This is a genomic window from Bradyrhizobium sp. RP6 (assembly GCF_003837805.1).
Taxonomy (GTDB): Bacteria; Pseudomonadota; Alphaproteobacteria; order Rhizobiales; family Xanthobacteraceae; genus Bradyrhizobium.
Window position 1 is genome coordinate 1 of the sequence record NZ_RQIT01000045.1, and the last position, 18,818, is coordinate 18,818.

At 60.6% G+C, this 18,818-nt stretch carries 9 protein-coding genes and 10 pseudogenes; 10 read left to right on the forward strand and 9 right to left on the reverse strand.

Annotated elements, in window-relative coordinates; genetic code table 11:
- Positions 1-69: 69 nt before the first annotated feature.
- Positions 70-1,225: pseudogene (locus EHH60_RS36270) on the reverse strand (IS3 family transposase).
- A 748-nt stretch (positions 1,226-1,973) separates the two neighbouring features.
- On the opposite strand from EHH60_RS36270, the gene EHH60_RS36280 reads away from it, so the two are divergent.
- The 4 genes and pseudogenes from EHH60_RS36280 to EHH60_RS36295 form a co-directional block, all read left to right on the forward strand.
- Positions 1,974-2,234: a SemiSWEET transporter gene (locus EHH60_RS36280; RefSeq protein WP_124163940.1), complete on the forward strand. Its 261-nt coding sequence runs from the start codon at positions 1,974-1,976 to the stop codon at positions 2,232-2,234.
- A gap of 227 nt (positions 2,235-2,461) precedes the next feature.
- A pseudogene (locus EHH60_RS36285) lies at positions 2,462-3,587 on the forward strand (IS256 family transposase); the annotation flags it as partial.
- Positions 3,588-5,215: 1,628 nt separating this feature from the next.
- Positions 5,216-6,718, forward strand: a complete 1,503-nt coding sequence (gene ansP / locus EHH60_RS36290) for an L-asparagine permease (protein WP_124163941.1) — start codon at positions 5,216-5,218, stop codon at positions 6,716-6,718.
- Between the two features lie 78 nt (positions 6,719-6,796).
- Positions 6,797-7,508: pseudogene (locus EHH60_RS36295) on the forward strand (IS5 family transposase); the annotation flags it as partial.
- Between the two features lie 338 nt (positions 7,509-7,846).
- Here the strand turns inward: EHH60_RS36295 and EHH60_RS38475 are convergent.
- Complete coding sequence (locus EHH60_RS38475; RefSeq protein WP_036032270.1) at positions 7,847-8,107, reverse strand: hypothetical protein; 261 nt, start codon at positions 8,105-8,107, stop codon at positions 7,847-7,849.
- Between the two features lie 35 nt (positions 8,108-8,142).
- Here EHH60_RS38475 and EHH60_RS38480 point away from each other — a divergent pair, with 35 nt between their 5' ends.
- A complete protein-coding gene (locus tag EHH60_RS38480) occupies positions 8,143-8,337 on the forward strand; it encodes a hypothetical protein (RefSeq protein WP_245454692.1) in 195 nt (64 codons plus the stop codon).
- A 75-nt stretch (positions 8,338-8,412) separates the two neighbouring features.
- On the opposite strand, the gene EHH60_RS37865 is transcribed toward EHH60_RS38480, so the two are convergent.
- On the reverse strand, positions 8,413-8,577 hold the full coding sequence (locus tag EHH60_RS37865; RefSeq protein ID WP_162130876.1) for a hypothetical protein: 165 nt from the start codon (positions 8,575-8,577) through the stop codon (positions 8,413-8,415).
- A gap of 82 nt (positions 8,578-8,659) precedes the next feature.
- On the opposite strand from EHH60_RS37865, the pseudogene EHH60_RS36305 reads away from it, so the two are divergent.
- Both EHH60_RS36305 and EHH60_RS36310 read left to right on the forward strand, forming a co-directional pair.
- Positions 8,660-9,037 (forward strand): annotated as a pseudogene (locus tag EHH60_RS36305) (Mu transposase domain-containing protein); the annotation flags it as partial.
- Between the two features lie 88 nt (positions 9,038-9,125).
- Positions 9,126-10,640 carry an ISNCY family transposase gene (locus tag EHH60_RS36310; RefSeq protein ID WP_124163942.1) on the forward strand — a complete coding sequence of 505 codons (1,515 nt, stop codon included), beginning with the start codon at positions 9,126-9,128 and terminating at the stop codon, positions 10,638-10,640.
- Here EHH60_RS36310 and EHH60_RS38980 read toward each other — a convergent pair.
- A complete protein-coding gene (locus EHH60_RS38980; RefSeq protein ID WP_409241723.1) occupies positions 10,538-11,203 on the reverse strand; it encodes a tyrosine-type recombinase/integrase in 666 nt (221 codons plus the stop codon). The genes EHH60_RS36310 and EHH60_RS38980 overlap by 103 nt on opposite strands.
- 77 nt (positions 11,204-11,280) lie before the next feature.
- Positions 11,281-11,760, reverse strand: coding sequence for a hypothetical protein (locus tag EHH60_RS37330; RefSeq protein ID WP_158626812.1), 480 nt, complete (start codon positions 11,758-11,760; stop codon positions 11,281-11,283).
- Between the two features lie 123 nt (positions 11,761-11,883).
- Here EHH60_RS37330 and EHH60_RS36320 point away from each other — a divergent pair.
- Positions 11,884-12,027 (forward strand): annotated as a pseudogene (locus EHH60_RS36320) (transposase domain-containing protein); the annotation flags it as partial.
- A gap of 289 nt (positions 12,028-12,316) precedes the next feature.
- Here EHH60_RS36320 and EHH60_RS38985 read toward each other — a convergent pair.
- A pseudogene (locus tag EHH60_RS38985) lies at positions 12,317-12,593 on the reverse strand (transposase); the annotation flags it as partial.
- An 828-nt stretch (positions 12,594-13,421) separates the two neighbouring features.
- Here EHH60_RS38985 and EHH60_RS36330 point away from each other — a divergent pair.
- On the forward strand, positions 13,422-13,808 hold the full coding sequence (locus EHH60_RS36330; protein ID WP_124163944.1) for a hypothetical protein: 387 nt from the start codon (positions 13,422-13,424) through the stop codon (positions 13,806-13,808).
- Between the two features lie 496 nt (positions 13,809-14,304).
- Here EHH60_RS36330 and EHH60_RS36335 read toward each other — a convergent pair.
- Positions 14,305-14,685 (reverse strand): annotated as a pseudogene (locus EHH60_RS36335) (aminotransferase class III-fold pyridoxal phosphate-dependent enzyme); the annotation flags it as partial.
- A 686-nt stretch (positions 14,686-15,371) separates the two neighbouring features.
- Here EHH60_RS36335 and EHH60_RS36340 point away from each other — a divergent pair.
- A pseudogene (locus EHH60_RS36340) lies at positions 15,372-16,462 on the forward strand (IS3 family transposase); the annotation flags it as partial.
- An 858-nt stretch (positions 16,463-17,320) separates the two neighbouring features.
- Here EHH60_RS36340 and EHH60_RS38485 read toward each other — a convergent pair.
- Positions 17,321-17,611, reverse strand: a pseudogene (locus EHH60_RS38485) (IS110 family transposase); the annotation flags it as partial.
- Positions 17,612-18,666: 1,055 nt separating this feature from the next.
- Positions 18,667-18,818: pseudogene (locus tag EHH60_RS36350) on the reverse strand (integrase core domain-containing protein); the annotation flags it as partial.

Consider the following 18,818-nt stretch of genomic DNA (forward strand, 5'->3'; position numbering starts at 1 on the left):
AACTGCTGCTCGATCTATCGCCGAACGAGCGCGACAGAACCCAAAATACCCCGCGGGATCGCATCCCGCTCAACAAAATCTCTTCTCTTCAATCACATAGCCAGATGGGTGTTCTGATGCGCAGTTGTAGAAGCCCTCGATGAAGGCGAAGATGTCGCGCTGGGCCTCGGCGCGGGTGTTGTAGTCGCGATGATGGATCAGCTCGGTTTTCAAGGTATGGAAGAAGCTCTCCATCGGGGCATTGTCGTAGCAATCGGCCTTGCGGCTCATTGATGCCACGATGCCGGCGCCGGTGAGGACCTTGCGATAGGCATGTGAGGCATACTGCACACCGCGATCGGAGTGGTGGATCAATCCGGCCAGCGGCCGTTGCTGCTGGATGGCCATCGTCAGCGCCGCGGATGCGAGCTCGACCTGGATATGGTCTTGCATGGCCCAGCCGACGATCTTTCGGCTGAACAGATCCATGACGGCCGCCAGATACAGCCAGCCCTCCGCGGTCGGGATGTAGGTGATGTCGGCGAGCCAGACCCGGTTCGGGGCGGGAGCGGTGAAGTCGCGCGCGATCAGGTTCGGTGCGATCGGGAGGTCGTGACGGCTGTCGGTGGTGCGCACCCGGCGTGGCGGCGCCATGATGGCGCGGATACCGTGCCGGTGCATCAGCCGCTCGATCCGGCCACGGCTGGCGCCGCGGCCCTGCTTGCGCAGGACGGCATGGACGCGAGGACTGCCGTAACGCCCGCTGCTGTCTTGATGGACTTGCCGGATCGCGGCCAGGAGGCTGGCATTGGATTTGGTCCGCTCGCTCACCGGGCGATCGCGCCAGGCGTAATAGCCGGCCGGCGAGACCTCGAGCACGGCACACATCAGCCGCACCGGATAGGCGTCGCGGTGGTCTTCGATGAAGCGGAAGCTCATGTCCGGGTTCCGGCGAAGATCGCGATCGACTTTTTTAAAATGTCGCGCTCCATGCGCAGCCGTTCGTTCTCCTGACGCAGGCGGGCGATCTCCGAAGCCTGGTCCGCCGACATCGGCGTCGCCTGCGTGGTGGGGCGCCACGCCGCCGATGCGGCTCCTGCCGGAGCTTGTCAACCCAGCGCCGCAGCACCGAGTCGCGCAGACCGAGTTCCTTGGCAACCGACCCGATCGAGCGCCCGCTCGACAAAGCCAACTCGACGGCTTGGTGCTTGTACTCTTCGGTAAATGACCGACGTTGACGTTCCATTCGACACCTCCGGGCTCAATGAGCCTACTACAGGTGTCCACTTATTCGGAGGAGCTTCAGTGTACTTGCCGAGGCTCGCCTGCCGATGAAGTTAGCGGCCACGTGACTCGGCGCCCTGACGTGAACCGAGGAGGCGCTGTCCCTACCACGCACCGCTAACTTCACCACGATCAGCCTCAAGCAGCGGAAGAAACTGACCGTAGCGTGTATCATTCGGCAAACGCCCTAGCGCAACCATCAGGACTGGTCGTAGCCAGTGATTTGGCGATCAATCTCGGATCGCAGGCAGTGCGGGCGCGACTCCGCGCCGTTCGGTTGCGCTGGGCCGGAAGCTGCCCCTGCCCAGCTCGCACTGCCAATTGAAGTTAGCAGAGCGTGACTCGGCGCTTATTCCCCACGCATACACAGGGGAAGCGCTGTCCCTGCCAGGCCCTGCTAACTTCTCCACACTCAGCCTCAAAGCAGCGGAAGAAGCTGACCGGGAGCTTATCGCTCGCAGAAACGAGCATAATTCGTCGCGCCATGGAGACTGCTCCTCCGTTTGCGTCGTGAAGAACTGAGCTGGCGGCGACTGCAGCGAAGCGGCCTTGCGACGGACATCTTCCGGCACAAGCGGCGCCGGCGACTATGACGCTCTATATCGCAGCCTTATGGCGGCCGTTTAAGCGTAGTGTTTTCGAGCGAACTGGCCGGCTCGCAAGAAAACGCGAGGCATGACCGAGGTTGGAATCCATGCTGTAGAGCCGGTATGGACCCCCTCGTGAACAAGCTGATCGGCTTCGCCGCCGGCACTTGCACGACCGTGGCCTACGCGCCGGCGGCCATTAAGGTTTGGAAGACCCGCTCCACCGGCGATATCTCGCTCGGCATGTTCGTGGTCATGGTGCTGGGCCTGGCGCTCTGGCTCGTCTACGGCCTGTTCTCGGGCGATGCACCTCTGGTCGCCGCCAACGCCATCACAATGGTGCTCGCCGGCGGCATCCTGCTGATGAAGCTGCTACACGGGTGAGGTTACCCTGCCCTCTTGCCTGTTTGTCTCACAGGCGCTGACGGCGAACACGGCAGGCCTGAGGCGATCCTCGCAGAACGAAACCGCATCAAGCGAGACACCATCACAAACCGCCGCTTGCAGCATCAGGGGATGTCCCGGGTTCTGTTGAATTACTGAAGGGGTCGGCGTTGCCCACCTTGAGCCGGTAGGCTCGGGGTGCTGACTCCACAAAGGAGAGCAACGCCATGACGAGAGATATCACACCGGCTGGGCGAGCGGGGCTGTGGACGACGCGTTTGCGGAAGTGCGGGCGAGCTTCGATCGGTTCTGCCTTGCGGCAGGGATCGAGGCGCGCCGCACGATGATGGAGGCGGATGTCACGGCGGCCTGCGCGCCGCACCAAGGTCGCGACGCGGCGCGGCGGGCGCACCGTTGGGGCCGAACGCGGGGACGAATCGGCTTCCACGGCGGCAAGATCGAGGTCGAACGCCCGCGTGTCCGGGGCATGGACGGCCGCGCGATCACGATCCCGAGCTGCGAAACGGCGGCGCAGGAGGACTGGCTCGGTCGCTGGGCGATGAACCTGATGCTGATCAATGTGTCGACGCGCCGGTTCGACCCGCGCTGTCCGGCTCCCGGAGGGTGAGGTGCCGGCACCGCCCGGATCTGGGGTTTCGAAGTCGGCGACCTCGCCGAGGTTCGTAGCGCGGGCGCGGCTGGCCGACTTCATGGCTGCCGATCTGTCCGCGCTCGACCTTCTGGTGGTCCAAATCGACGGGCTACATCTCGGCGACGATCTCGTGCTGGTCGCCGCGATCGGGGTTGACGGCGGAGGCAACAAGCATCCGCTGGCGCTGGTGGAAGGGGCGACCGAGAATGCCGCAACGGTTCAAGCCCTGCTGGACAACCTGGTCTCGCGCGGGCTCGACCCCACGGTACCAAGACTGTTCATCGCCGACGGCGCGAAAGCGTTGTCGAAGGCGCTCCGCCGCACCTTCGGTTCGGCCGCTGCGATCCAGCGCTGCCAGATCCACAAGGCGCGCAACATCATGGAAGGCCTGCCAAAAGAGCATCATGCGGCCACCCATCGGGTGCTGCGCCAGGCCTAGGAGCTCGATGACGCCGAAGGCTGAAAGATTGATCCGCAATCTCGCGCGTCGACTCGACCAGCAATGGCCCGGCGTAGCGGCCAGCATCCTCGAAGGCCTCGACGAAATCCTGACTGTCGTCCGGTCGAAGCTGCCGAAGGAGCTTCGTCAATCGCTCGCCTGTACCAACATCGCCGAGAACATGATGGGCACCATTCGCCGCGTCACGCGCAACGTCAAACGCTGGCGGGATGCCGGCATGGCCTTGCTATGGGTCGCGGCGCATGCGAATACGCCGGTGACGGCGCTGGTGGTGATCGGCCGCCAATCTGTCGTGCGAGATGATCGGTTTTGCTGGCGTTTCGTCAGCTTGTGGTCAGGTAGCCGCTTTAGGCAGGTCAAGCTGTCAAGACATGTCCAAGCGAGCAACGAATGCTGGAGTCGGGCCCAGGTGCCTATCTCTCACGAGCGATCGAAAGTTCCCAGAGCCTCGTCGCAGGGCGGGACTGATCAGCATGCTCAGCTGAGAAAGCCTTGTGCAAGCATGTCACCTGAAAGACGATGTAGCCTGAGTGCCAGTATCGGACCTACACAACGGCCAGCGATGGTCGGTTTCGTGGCGAGCATGTGCTTCAGATCAGCAAGGTTGCAAATGTTTTCGCAGGCCATGAACTCGATTGCCTGCCGATCAACTTGGGGTGCACCTAGTCGTCGAGCTCGTCCCCAGAGCTGCGCGAGGCGCACTAGCGAAGGCCAAGCATTCTCGCGCGCGCTCGAATTGTCACGAGTGGCGCTCAGTCGCGCCTCGTATCTGAGATCTGCGATCATATCGCAGCCGTCGAGCCGTGCCCGATTATACGTCACGACAGACTGCGGTCCGGTCCTTGGTCTCAAAGAGGAAGCTGCGGCGTCACTGCGAGCAGCAACGAATTCGTCCAGAGCGCCGGCCCCGCAACAGTAGCGCCGGCGCATTAGCGTTTAATCTGAGATGGATCATGACGAGTATTGGCCGATCTGGGAAGTCGTACATTGCAGTGTCAAGCGCCGACAGCGGTGGGACGAGCGGGTCGACCACTAAATCCGGTCCAGGCCGCGGGGAAGCTCGCGGAGCACTCCGTTCTGTCCTCGATCGCATGCGCCCGGAGCGCGGGATCGAGAGGCGTCCTCTACGGGCATCACCCCCGGCCATCTCGCTCTCCCCCGCGACAAGTCTGCCGATCCCTTCGACAGTTCAGATCAAATCCGCGCGGCTATACGACACGCCGGTGTCGGGCCGCCGGATCCTTTCTCGGGGTCTCCGAGTGACCTGCAGAAATGGGGAGACAGGCTCATCGCGTTTTGGCGACCAGCCTAGGCAAGGCCGTCGAGCACGTAGCAGTTTGCAAATGATACGTTCCGGCCACATGGGGTGTCCGCCTCTCAACCGAGCGGTAGATCGGCAAGGCCGCGCATCGACGAGGTGGGAGGCACAGAGCTGTATGGAACGCGGTGGCAAGCACATCGAGGCGTGCACGTTGATGGCCAAAGCTTTGTGCCGCGCTAGAAAGCATTGATCGGGCCTGTCGCGCTCGCGACATCCGTGAATTCTCAGTGGCCGTTGTCGCCCATACAAAAGAGAATAGTCCCAATCAGGTGAAGATGCCCCGGTTGGCGATCCTTCTGCAAAGAGCAGCAACTCATTTCGCTAGTGAGTTCCCTCCGCGTTGGGAGACGGCTGTCCATAGCAGGATAACCTGGGCTATGCCACGTGCAAACCTGCGCCTCGGGCAGGATGCATACACATCGACCACATAAAAGCGAACCTAGCCGCCCGTATTAAGCTCAGTCCGCAGCTCGATCTGAGCGACGCGCTCGAGACTCCGCTCCGCAAACCTTGGCTCGACACATTGCCGATAACCAAAGGAGAGTTCAGTGACTGCACTAGATGTCCAACAGACGACAGGCAACGCTTCTCTCGATAAAAGAAGCTGGCTCGAGTCCCACGAGGAGGGCTACCACAAGGCGCTCGGCAATCGTCAGGTTCAGATGATCGCCATCGGCGGCGCGATCGGCACCGGCCTGTTTCTGGGTGCTGGCGCACGCCTGCAGATCGCCGGTCCGTCACTGGCAATCGTTTATCTGGTTTGCGGCGCCTTCTCATTCCTGATCCTTCGAGCGCTCGGCGAACTGCTGCTTCATCGGCCAAGCAGCGGAAGTTTCGTATCGTATGCCCGCGAGTTCCTCGGCGAGAAGGCGTCCTTCGTCGCCGGCTGGATGTACTTTCTCAACTGGGCAATGACTGGCATCGCCGATATCACCGCGGTCGCCCTCTACATGCACTACTGGGATCTCTTCGCGCATCTGCCACAATGGGTGTCTGCGCTCGGAGCCCTGCTTATCGTTGGTTCCATGAACTTGGTCGGCGTGAAGTGGTTCGCCGAGATGGAATTCTGGTTTGCGCTGATCAAGGTGGCGACAATCTCCTTGTTCCTTGTAGTCGGCACGATCTTTTTCGCTGGTGGCATCTCGATCGCGGGCAGCGCGCCCGGCATACACCTCATTACCGAGAAAGGCGGCTTCTTCCCGAACGGACTCTTACCGCCCCTAGTTCTCGTGCAGGGCGTCGTTTTCGCCTTTGCCGGGGTTGAACTGGTCGGCACGGCAGCTGGCGAATGTTCAGATCCCAAGAAGGTCCTGCCGCCCGCAATCAACAGCGTGCTCTGGCGCATCGCACTGTTCTACGTCGGTTCAGTGGTCCTGCTCGTCTGCCTCTTGCCCTGGACTGCCTACGAGGCGGGCCAGAGTCCGTTCGTCACCTTTTTCGGCGCTCTCGGCATTCCTGGCGTCGGCACGGTGATCAACATCGTCGTTCTGACCGCGGCGCTCTCAAGCCTGAATTCCGGCCTCTACTCGACCGGCCGGGTGCTGAGATCGCTCGCCCAGGGGGGCTCCGCGCCGGCATTTCTCGCCAAGATGAACCGCCAAGCCGTTCCCTATGCCGGCATCCTCCTGAGCCTCGCGATCTACGTGTTCGGAGTCGTGCTCAACTTTCTCGTGCCGTCTCAGGTGTTTGAGATTGTCCTCAACGTTGCTTCGCTCGGCATCCTCAGCACCTGGGGCTTTATCGTCGTCTGCCAGATGATGTTCCGCCGCGCCGTCAGCCGCGGAGAGGTCGCAGACGTCAGCTTCAAGATGCCCGGCGCGCCGGTCACGTCGTGGGCGACACTCGCTTTCCTCGTTGTCGTCCTGGTGCTGATGGCGCTTGATTATCCGAACGGTACCTTCACCGTCGCCGCCACTCCCTTGATCGCCGTACTGCTCTGGGCAGGTTGGCGGTGGACGGCGAAGCATCGTCAGATGCTGATGCCAACGGCCATACCGTCCGTGGTGCTGACGCAAGACATTCTGGAGCACGCGCCCAAACGCGCTTCCTAAGAGCCTGACTGAAAATGGGTGAGTGATCTCAGTGGGGTGTGATTCCATCGGATTTGCAAAGATTCGAGGGAGAGCACGTTGCCCTGGACCAAGATCACTCGGGAGCAATATCGGCGGGACGAGCTGGTTATGCAAGCGATATGGCCCACGCGGAGTGGGCGCTGATCAGACGCCTGTTGCCGCGAGCGAACCGGCGCGGCCCGCCGCGTAAGACGAAGCTGCGTCGTGTGGTGGAAGCGATCCTCTATATCGTTTCGACCGGCTGCCAGTGGCGGGCGTTGCCGCAGGACTTCCCGCCCTACTCGACGGTGCAGGGCTATTTTTATGCAACGCGGGATACAGGCCGGTGGCAGAGGATTGTCAGCGTCCTTGTCCGACGGGCGCAAAAAAGCTTGGACGCGCACCGAAGCCGACTGCAGCCGTGATCGACACTCAAAGTGCGCCGACCACGCAAGCTGGCGAACCGCGCGGCTACGATGCAGGCAAGCGCATCTACGGCCGCAAGCTGCATATTGTGACGGATATCAATGGCCTCCTCCTCGAGGTTCATGTTCATCCGGCCAACGTTCAGGACTGCCATGGCGCCGTACCGCTGCTGAAGAATGTGCGGATCAACTTCCCCTACCTGCGCCACGTCTTTGCCGACCGGATCTACCGCGGAAATCAACTCCTCAACGCGCTCTCAGATTACAGTCCATGGACTGTCGAGCTCGTCGAGCGGCCCCAAGGCGTCAAAGGCTTCCAGCTTCTGCTAAGGCGGTGGGTGGTTGAACGCACATTCGCTTGGCTCATTTATGAGTCAGACTCTCAGGTGGCGCGGTTACCGTTCCGGTTCGAAGAACGGAGCTGATCATGAAGAAGAGGCGACGGAAAATCGATGCGGCGCTGAAGGCAAAGATCGCGTTGAAGGCGCCATGAGAACAATCAACCGTGACGAGTCGAGCGAGATTTCTTAGCCAGGAGGTCCGGACGATGAGCGCACCGGATCGCCGAGGATTGCTTCAGCGCGATCATGAGAGATTATCGATCCGCCGGTAATGCCAACTGCTGCGCGTTGCGCGATCGAGCGTATATCGGCTGCCCCGGCCGGCAGATGGTAACCGGCATGAGTTCCCACGTCTGCAGTGATCAGCGCGCGCGGGCGTAGCGGTTCGGCATCCAGTACTGGCGCATGGCCTCGACGACGTCCGGAATGTCGGTATGGGGGTTGCGCAGGAATTCCTCGGTCTCGCGGCCTGGCCTTGGCGGTCCAAACGATGGACGCCCTTGATTGTCGACGCAATGCAGCAGGATCGGCAGGAGCAAGCCGTGGTCTATGTTGCGGATGTCGAGCAGCGGGGCCCGGGCCGATACTCTCAGCCGCATGGCGGCATAGAAGCCCGGCACCACGGCCGCGCATCAACGTCGCCATTCGGCTTGCGGCCATGGATCGGCGCGAACCGATGTGGTGCGGTGGAAAGGACGTTACTGATGTCGTTGTGGCGCAGCGCGACGGCCGAAATCGCAGCGAACTCCGGCGTGCCGCCGTGGTTGAATGCGTCGGCGTCGTGGCGAGTAGCGGACAGATCCAGTCGGGCGGACTCATCGACACCGGCCCGGCCACGATCGCGGCGACATAGCCGTCGAGCATGGGAAGACTCGTGGCGATGGGATGCTGCTTGGCGCGAGCCTGCAGCCAAGGCTCCTGGGCGCCTTCACAGATGCCGAGGATCTCCCGGAACCCCTCGGCATTGACCGCCGAGGCCCACCAGCAGCGACACGTTGCGAACCTCACCAGCCCAGCTGCGCTTCATCACGATGCCGTCGAGGTAGAGATACGGATGCTCGTGCGCGGCGGCGATCAGGGTGAGACTCCGCATTGCCTCGTCTTAATTGTTATCGGATGCTGAGCCGTTGCCTCACGTAAATTGCTCCCTGGATTAGGGACGAGCGGGGGCGCAGATGGGGCGGCTGCGCGACCGAACTTTTTACAGCTTGGCTGAACTCAACGGTGCGATCACCGAGTGGCTGGCCAAGCTCAATGACGGACGGGTGCTGCGTCAGTATGGCCGCACACAGCGCCAGCTGTTCGGGGAAACTTAAACCGCTTCCTGGCGAGCCGTGGGTCCATGCCGAATGGCGCCGATGCCGGGTCGGGCTCGACTATCACGTCGAGCTTGAACGGCACTACTACTCGGTGCCCTACCGCTTCGCCCGTCGGGAGGTAGAAGCGCGGACCTGCGCGCGAACGGTTGAAATCTTCCTGGGGGGCGAGCGTATCGCCGCCGCGCACATGCGGGCAGTGGCAACGGGCGGCACACGACGATCAACGCCCACATGCGCATTGCCTCGCCTTAATTGTTACCGGATGCTGAGCCGTTGCCTCACGTAAATTGCTCCCCTGAATCGGGGACGAGCGGGGGCGCAGATGGGGCGGCTGAGCATGGCAACGCGGAAGGAACTGACGGCGGCGGCAGGCGTGCGTTATCGGCATTCGGATCGCGCGAAGAAGGCACGAATATTAGATGAGTTCGTCGACATCACTGGGTTTCATCGCAAGCATGCGATGCGACTACTTCGAGGCCAGGAAGACGCACGCCCAGGCCGAGGGCCGCGACGTCGGATCTATAATGAGGCAGAACACAACGCGCTCGTGCTCCTTTGGGAAGCGTCAGACCGGATCTGCGGGAAGCGGCTGAAGGCGTTAATGCCTGCGCTGATAGAGGCGATGGAACGGCATGGCCACCTCGACCTTGCCCCCGAGATCCGCGCCAAGCTTTTGGCGATGAGCGCTGCGATGATTGACCGCGTATTGGTGCCGATCCGAGAAAAATTGGGTCGCAAGCGCCGGCGGCACACAGCGCATTCTCTGCGTCGCAGTGTTCCAATACGGACGTCGGCGGATTGGAACGATCCGGCGCCAGGATTCGTCGAGGCTGACCTTGTAGCGCATAGCGGACCATCTGCGCGCGGCAGCTTTATCCAGACCCTCGTGCTCACCGACATTGCTACTGGCTGGACAGAGTGCGCTCCCCTGATCGTGCGTGAACAGACGCTGTTGAGCACGGTGCTGACGGAATTGCGCAAACATTTGCCTTTTGCGCTGCTCGGCCTCGATACTGACAATGATACGGTGTTCATGAACGAGACGCTGAAAGGCTATTGCGAGGCAGCCAACATTGTCTTCACGCGTTGCCGTCCCTACCGGAAGAATGACCAGGCGTTCGTTGAGCAGAAGAACGGCGCGGTCGTGCGCAGGATGGTCGGCTATCGTCGGTTCGAAGGCCTGGAAGCGGCCGAGCTGCTGGCAGAACTCTATCGAGCAGCGCGGCTGTTCGTAAACTTCTTCCAACCCTCGTTCAAGCTGATAGCCAAGCAGCGCGACGGTGCTCGTGTGCGCAAGACATACAGCGCGCCGGCAACACCCCACCAGCGCCTGGCCGCCGACGCCCGCACGCCTGACGCAGTCCGCCACCATCTCCAAGAAATCTATGCCGCTCTCGATCCGGTCGCGTTGTTGCGCGACATCCGCGACGCGCAGGAGCGCCTCGCGGCCCTCGCGGATACCCAACCAATCGTCCATCCTGCTGCGGCATCGCAATCGACCGATCGCTTCCTGGCATGCCTGCGAACGGCCTGGAAGGACGGAGCTATGCGACCGACGGATCGGCCAATCGTGAAGGCGAAAAGAGGCCGGCGTCGTCCCGACCCGCTCATTCGCGCAACGCCAGATTTGCGAAAATGGTTTGAAGCCGAGCCCTGGCGGACTGGCAGCGAACTGCTCTCCCGCCTGCAGGTGGAATATCCTGGAGCCTACCCGAACAAGCTTCTTCGAACGCTTCAACGGCGGCTTAAATCCTGGCGCAGCGAGCAAGCGAATGCGCTGCTGTTCGCTCCTACGGAGAAAATGCCACCAAGGTCAGAGGTCACGACAACGCAATGATGTAGCGGCTGCCAGCGGAGGAGGCCGGGCGCTCCGAAACCCCGGCCATCTCCGCACCCGGCCTCCTCCTCAACCCAAGCCAGGAGCAAAATAAATGAGGCAACCGATCGCGCCCGGGAGCATCGATACGTGAGGCAATACGCACTGTCACCCTGATTGCCGCGCGGCAGTCGGCACGACGATTTTGGGCGGCCATTGCGCAGATATGCAACGATAGCCGCGCCAATGTCTGGCGATATCGGCATTCGTGCACGCTGTCGGCCCTTGGCGCGAACGAGTATCTCGCTGGCGCGCCAGTCGATATCGTCGAGGGTGAGCGTCGCAACCTCGTCGGCCCGCAGGCCGAGCTTGGCCAGCAACAATAGAATGGCGTAATCGCGCCGTCCCATCACCGTCTCTCGGTCGCAACCGTCGAGAGCCTTCCGCACCTGAGCGGCAGGCAGATAGGTCGGTAGAGTTGCGAGCTTCCATCGGCGCATCGATGGAACGCAATCCGCCAACGGGCGCGAGTTCAGCCCCCGATGGTGGAGGTAACGGAGAAAGGCACGCAACGACCAGCACATCGCCTTGCCTGTTCCCGGGCTCCAATCCTGGGCGTGGCGCTCAACGTAGCGGATCACGTCCTCTTGGCTGATCTTGCTCAGGGCGCCGCGCCGCCGGAGCACACCTCGTGCCGGAACCTGCGGATGACTGGGAGATAGCGGACGATGGACCTCGGGGCCAAGCCGCGCTCTGATCGCAGGTAGGCATCGAACTCCTTGAAGATCCGTTCGTGCGGGGTGAGAGGCGGTAGCACCAACGGCGCGATCGCGCCTTCCTCGCGCAGCACCGACAGCCATCGATTGAGTGCAGCTCGGTCACCGGGCTGGATAGACTGCCTCCCGCCTCGATGTCGGAGGTACCGCGCAACGACCTGCTCATCGAGATCGACCAGCTTGTAGCGACGGCCCGCGATCCAACTCAGGAGCCCGCCAACCACGTTGAGGCAACGCCACGTGCCGTGCCGAACGAGCCTCTCTTCGACGAGACGAGCGGCGTAGCGCTCGACGAACTGTCCGTGCGGCCCGCTTCTGAGACGCCGGTACAGCCGGCTTCTACCCAAGTACTCTTCAACTTCCATCTTCCTGTTCTCCGCTGTTGAATGCGGAGGCACAGAACGAACTATGCCGAACCGACCAAACGCCGGTCAGCGAGAAATCTGGGGAAAACGACCCGACTCGGCATAGTTCGGCGGGCGGCATAAACCTGCAAGATGAACGACGTTGATCCACAAGCCTGGCTCGCTGACGTGTTGGCCAGGCTTCCAGATCACCCCGTCAACCGAGTTGTCGACCTGCTTCCGTGGAATTGGAAGGCGACCCATCAGTCCAAAGCGACTGCTGCCTGAGCGCCGCGGCAGACCGGCGCACATGCCCGGGGTGCTGGTCGGATGCGTACGAATCTCGCGCCGGCCATCGCTGTCGACGCCGACCGCGACATTATCGCGACCGACGCGACTGCGCCCCTCTGGTGCACCTTCTCGTAGGTGTTGTCGATCCACAGATAGGGCCAGTCGCTCTCGATCGGGCGAGCGAGGAACGCCTTCGCCTTGTCGTCGATCTCCGCTCACAGCCGCGGACCTGGCTCTTGGAGATGCCGCTAATCCCCATGGCCTGGACAATTCGTCCACCGAGCGGGTTTGAGACGCCTTGCACATAGGCTTCCTGCACCACGGAGATGAGCGTCTTCTCGGCCATCCGGCGCGGCTCTAAAAAGCCGGGGAAATAGGAACCCCTTGCGCAGCTCGGGGATACGAAGCTCGACCGCGCCGGCGAGGATCTCCCCGGTCCGGTCGCAGTAGCCGTTGCGCGCAGCTTTACGCTTCCGAGCAACACCATCACTGGGGACAAGACCCGAGCCCGAGACTGAGGTGGACCGGATTGATCTGTCATCGAGGATAAACGACCACCTCACACCGTCCCTTTGCGGCTGCTCCTCAATGAGCGGCAGTCGAGTCTCCCCTGGCGCTGCAGCCTCTCTCGGGCAGCTTTCACCGCTTGCGTTGTAGGCGACTGCAGCGACTCATCGCGCATCACTTCCATATCTCTGAGCGAGTGCATCAGCCTGCCGGCACCGCATTTGACAGTGCCGTTTCGACTGCAAGGCGATCCTCTCTCTGAGATCGCCTGGGTAAGGTCTCACAGTCGAGGTCTATCGAGACTCCTAGTTCTATCCACCTGCTTTTACCCAGGGAGTTGCTGCTCAGCCCCTACACGCCTTTGCGACATGCCATTTCGGATGTTTCCCCCATCTGGAAAAACCTACTCTCCGCAACATAGCCTCGGAACCTCAAAGCATGACTAATGACCGCATGAGCGCTATCCTTGCGCATCAATTCTCGCAAAATCCACCACACAGTCTCGGCCTTCCAAATCGAGCTCCCCTTGAAGTCGCCCCATGCAAGCGATCTCGCATCAACCTGCTGCTCCTGCCTCTCGAACCAATCGCTGATTGAGCGCGATAGCGCCATTGTGGCGGCCTGCCGTTCGCGACCGACACAACTCGGCGATCAGCGATCTGTTTCCCCTCGGCTCCCGTTACTATCGCCGCAAAATTGCCATCGGGGCACTTACCGGAATCTGCCAGACTGAATAATTCGCGGCCAGCACTGCTCACGTTGTATGTCGTCGTCAAGTCAGGTCCTTGCGATCGAAGCTACAAAAAGTGGCAGGTATCGGATATTGAAGATCGTGTTATCCTCCGCAGGTTAATCACAACGTTACAGTTCAGAGGGGAGAAGAAATGGCATCGAACGTAGCTGAAGACGAGAAACGCCGTGTACAACAAGGGCCGCAAGTGGCCCAAGCATCGGCTCCTGGGCGAAGTGGCACCGCCGAACATACTAAGGAGTCGACGACAGCCACGCGCGCTGCATTCGTGTTTCCAGAATGGCAGAAGTCGATCGAAGCAACGACAAACTTCTTCGCGGCGGCTTTGAAGGACAGTTTGAGGTTGACTGCTTCCTCTTTGCACGATCACGCCAATTTTCTAAGAGTCGTTGCCGAGGTAAAAACGCCCTCCGAGTTGCTAAAAAGCTATCTGGACTTGGCAGAGCGATCTTGGTCCAGATCGTTCAGTGAAGGCTCGAAGTTATTGGATAATCTCAAGATACAACAACATCAGCGGTGAGCAGTTGAATCAATGGATGTGATATGAGTGACGACGAGCTTGGGGCGGTCGCCTAGTACTTTCCCAAGATCGCCTGATCGGCCAGTTGTTGATGGCAACGAGCCTTCAGAAAAAAACGGCATTTCCGAGCGCCTGTGGTCAGCTCGTTGTCGCCGCTTGCTGAAAACGGATGCGGATGTTAAAGACAGCAAGCCCGGCTAGTCTAGGGTCCGTACTCAATAAGGATTCCGATTTGGGGCGGATTATGATTCAAGGCTTCTACGCAGATGGAGGCCTTGATGAGGAAACAACTCTATTGGCTGAGCGACGCTAAGTGGAAGCGACTTGAGCCGCTGCGGTCGCAGTGGTGCACATCGGGTGGATGACCGCCGCGTTATCAGCGGCATTTTGCACGGTACCGTCAAGTTAACGAATTGGAGCGGCCAAGGGGATAGACGAGCGGCATGCCGATCGCCCGGGACCCTCTTTATCGCCGCCATCGCTTCCCACCGGAAGTGATCAGCTTCAGTACCGTGTCGTTCGCCTCCGAACCGGAGTTTGTGAAAAACACCTTGCTCATCGGCACTGGAGACATCTTCACGAGCTTCTCGGCGAGCTCAATGGAAGGCCCATTCGATCGTGATGCGAAGGTGTGATAGAAAGGGAGGACTTGCATCTGGCGATGCGCGGCTTCGATGAGCCGCTTCTCGCTAAAGCCAAGTCCCGCACTCCAGAGACCGGCCATCGCATCGAGGTAGCGCTTTCCCGCTGTGTCGAAGACATAGGGGCCCTCGCCGCGGTCAATTATGTGCGGTCCGGTCTGTTGGTGCGACCGCGCGTTTGTGTAGGCGTGGAGCTGATAGGCCGCATCTCGGGCCTGCTGAGAATTGGGCAGCATAGTCGTATCACACCATCGGTTCAGAACGAGCTCTCTGGGAACATTGATCGAGCGCTAACATCGTGAGACATTTAGAATGGACAAGCGAGCACCCTGTCCCGTGCCTGCTCGGAGTTATCCTGTGCGCGACTGCCTGGCCACTGCAACAAAATCTGACGGTCCGACCAACTGTAGGCCCAAAGAGAAATTGGATCATTTGGGGAGCTCGCATCCGCTGCTTCTCTAAGACTTGAGATACTCGTAGCCGCGGCTGGCCAGCCCCGGCACATAGCGATTCTATCTCTTGGAAGACGCGCGACGCACCACCAGGACTGGTTGCTGACACAAACTCGACGCCGCAACTGACCGCACTTTGCAACTGTACGTCCATATGGCTGACCAGTGGCAGCTCTCAATGTACAACCCAGTCCGCCAGCGTTGATCGATCGAGAGCGATGCCCTGGCGGGCATCGGGCGATGACTGCTCTCCTCGATCTTAGTGCCGTCCGGAAGCGTGATCTGGCGGCCTGGGAGGCTGCCGTGAATGAGCGTCACGATCGTGCGCGTGGGATCTGCCGCGACGGGATCAGGGCGGAAGATTGTCCCGGCGGTTGGACGCATAGACTTCCTTGAAGTGGACGCCGGATTTTGGACCGGCGGCTTAGGTGGTGCGGATGCCGTTCCCTTTTTGATAAACGGAGCGGACCATGAAGAAGACGAGACGGACAATCGATGCGGCGCTGAAGGCAAAGATCGCCTTGGAGGCGCTGCGAGAACGATCAACGGTGACGGATCTGGCGCAGCGCTACTAGGTGCATGTGAACCAGATTTATGCCTGGAAGAAACAGCTTCAGGATCAAGCGGTTCGCGCGTTCGACCCGGGCACTGGTCGGGATGGCGAGGCGGCCCACGAACTGGAGGTCGAGAAGCTCCACGCCAAGATCGGACAATTGACGGTCGAGCGAGATTTCTTAGCCAGGGAGGTCCGGAAGATGAGCGCGCCGGATCGCCGAGGATTGCTTCAGCGCGATCATGAGAATCTATCGATCCGCCGGCAATGCCAACTGCTGAGCGTTGCGCGATCGAGCGTATCGGCCGCCGCGGCCGGCCAATGACAACGACCTTGAGCTGATGCGACGGATCGACCAGCTGTTCACGGCCTGGCCGTTCCTGGGCTCGCGGCGGATGACGGCGATGCTCAATGGCGAAGGCTGTCGCATCAATCGCAAGCGCGTGCAGCGGTTGATGCGCAAGATGGGCATCGCGGCGCTGGGACCAAACCCAGAACCACAAAGCCGGCGCCGGGACACAAAATCTTCCCGTATCTCTTGCGCCATATGGTGATCGACCGGCCAAATCAAGTGTGGGCGGCCGATATCACCTATGTGCCGATCGGCCAGGCTTTTTATATCTGGTGGCGATCATCGATTGGGCGAGCCGTGCGGTGCTGGCTTGGCGCCTGTCGAACACGATGGACACATCGTTCTGTGTGTCTGCGCTCGAAGAGGCCTTGCCGCGCTTCGGCCGGCCTGAGATATTCAATACGGACCAGGGCAGCCAGTTCACCAGCGCCGCCTTCACCGGCACGCTGGCCGCCACCGGCGTCAGGATCTCGATGGACGGTCGCGGCCGCTAGATGGACAACGTGTTCATCGAGCGGCTGTGGCGCTCGCTCAAATACGAGGGCATCTATCTCAAGGGTTATTCGGATGGCCACGAGGCCAAAGCCGGAATCGCCCGATGGATCGAGTTTTACAATTTCCAGCGCCCCCATCAGGCGCTGGAAAACCGCGCGCCGATGGCGGTCTGGCGGGCAGGTGTCACCGGCGCATTCGGCGAAGAGGCTGTGGATATGACGCTTCTCGCAAGCGAGAAGCTTGGACAACGCTGCGCGTTGCCCACATCCCCACAGCCAGGACAGCAGCAAGCAACAGTAGCGTAAAGTATTGGCAAGAACGAACGGCAGCAAGCTCCACTTAACAAACCAGACCCGGTGGTCCTCAGCATAGGGTCCACTTCACTGTTACGAGGCCCGATCCGACTCGCTATTGCCTTCTCGCCTGATCCGCTCGCTCGGCCATGACAGCGTTGTCGCGATTGCTGAGTCCCAGGAACCCGCACGATCAGGCGAAGACGAACCGCCATGACGTCCTTTTCCTCGCCCGGCGCTTGAACCTGACGTTACGTCACGTTGTATGAGAGATTGGCCTCCGGCTTTTAATTCGGCGCTGCGCGGGTCGCGTCCACACATGCAGCCAGACCAACCTTCAACAATTAAGAGGTTCACGCGATGCTATTCTTCTTTTTGCTGTCGATCGCTTTCGCTATCATCGGCACAATTTACGCCGTGAGCGCATGGCTCTCCCGCCGCCCGCGCAGCCGCAACGTACTCTTCGTTCGTCCCACACACACGTCTAAGCGGAGAGCGTTCTAAACTGACAATCAAGGAAGGGACCTCGTTGCGATACTGTCGATAAGGTAAATTGCCATCAATGACTCCTCCTTGAGCATTCCAGTTCGTGGTCGGGCAGGTGCTGTCGCGCGGCAGGTCGCGGACTGGGTCTATCACGACGAGCCGCGCAATCCGCATGATGGCGGCTCTGCGGCCCGTACTCGCACTGCCTCATCGGAGGATGAATTCTCGGGCGGTTTTCGAAATCCCTTCTTTTTCAAGCACCTGAACCCAGAAGCCGTCAAGGCCGGCCTGCTGAATCAAGACGATCGGATAGTTATGCCCGGTCTTCGGCTTTTTTCGCGCAGCTTCGGAAACAGCGCGAACAATCCGGCCAGCTCTCCAGCTGATACCGAATGTTTCGACACCTTCTCACGGGTTTCTGGTGACAACGAGGTTATCAGCCAAGCAGAGCGGCTGAGCTCTAACGAAACGAATCGGACCAAGATCGGTGCGGGAGGTGGTCGGCTGGGCGGATCGTCCGGTTGGATGGATGATCAACTTCGGGATGAGTGTTTACGAGCCCAATGCGAAAGAGGCTCATCAGGCACTTCGTGCACGCTCATGTTGTCTAGCACTGAGGGGGCAATGTTCGAAGTTCGATGCCCGCTGGTCTGCGCTGTTAGCAACTAGCGCCAATGCGCAATCTGATGAAGGGCGACGAAAGTAATAATTACCCAACAAGCTTGAAGCGCACGTAGCGTCAGATTGTACGGTCAAAAGGAGGTTGAGAGCGATCTGTCATCGAACCAGCATGACGCCCGATGCGGCTTCGACCGTGCAAGTAGCGAGAACGAGCCATTGAGCGACGATTCCCATCTTGAGGAGAGGACCATCGAGGCGGTACGGCGTTATCGTAACGCGCTAGCCGCGGCCGCGAACTCTGAAAAGGCGCAAGCACGCACACATCGAGCGCTCATGAGCATGCTCCCAGACCTAGAGCGCGCAGTACTCGAGGATCGACCTCCATCAACCAGGAAAAAGCTCTTTAATGCTGGCGCAAGAGCGGTCACTCAATTAAATGAGGCGCGGCAGCTCTTTAACGAGGCGACTGCGACGCTAGACGGAGCTCGCCAGGCCATGGCCGCTCTCGAGCAGCAGCTCGGATACAGGCGGCCGAAAATTTCGAGCCTGCCAGGACTGGGCATGTCACTTTATGCCAAGCGGCTGGAGCGCGGCCGCATTTTGTGTGACCGTCGTCGGCGGACGGGGTGGTGACAATCACACCAGTCCAGCTTCGCCATGTTCGACTGCCCTGCAGCCTTCGCAAAACGGCTGATGTTGCCGGTAAGTAAGGATAACGCTCCTGCGCGGGGTCCGACGCCGTCTGAAGTGGACCCTATGCTGAGGACCACCGGGTCTGGTTTCTTAAGTGGAGCTTGCTGCCGTTCGTTCTTCCCGATACTTTACGCCACTGTTGCTTGCTGCTGTCGTGGCTGTGGGGATGTGGGCAACGCGCAGCGTTGTCCAAGCTTCTCGCTTGCGAGAAGCGTCATGTCCACAGCCTCTTCGCCGAATGCGCCGGTGACACCTGCCCGCCAGACCGCCATCGGCGCGCGGTTTTCCAGCGCCTGATGGGGACGCCGGCCATTGTAAAAGGCGAAGTATCGGCCGATCGAGGCGCGGGCGTCGGACACGGTGTCGTAGGCGCGCAGATAGACCTCTTCGTATTTGACGCTGCGCCACAGCCGCTCGACGAACA

What these genes read in the sequence shown, in the direction of transcription:
- EHH60_RS36310 (WP_124163942.1), top strand. Translation starts at nt 9,126, where the DNA reads ATGGGGCGGCTGAGCATGGCAACGCGGAAGGAACTGACGGCGGCGGCA.
- EHH60_RS38480 (WP_245454692.1), top strand. Translation starts at nt 8,143, where the DNA reads ATGGATCGGCGCGAACCGATGTGGTGCGGTGGAAAGGACGTTACTGAT.
- EHH60_RS37330 (WP_158626812.1), bottom strand. Translation starts at nt 11,760, where the DNA reads ATGGAAGTTGAAGAGTACTTGGGTAGAAGCCGGCTGTACCGGCGTCTC.
- EHH60_RS37865 (WP_162130876.1), bottom strand. Translation starts at nt 8,577, where the DNA reads ATGCGGAGTCTCACCCTGATCGCCGCCGCGCACGAGCATCCGTATCTC.
- EHH60_RS36330 (WP_124163944.1), top strand. Translation starts at nt 13,422, where the DNA reads ATGGCATCGAACGTAGCTGAAGACGAGAAACGCCGTGTACAACAAGGG.
- EHH60_RS38980 (WP_409241723.1), bottom strand. Translation starts at nt 11,203, where the DNA reads ATGTGCTGGTCGTTGCGTGCCTTTCTCCGTTACCTCCACCATCGGGGG.
- EHH60_RS36280 (WP_124163940.1), top strand. Translation starts at nt 1,974, where the DNA reads ATGGACCCCCTCGTGAACAAGCTGATCGGCTTCGCCGCCGGCACTTGC.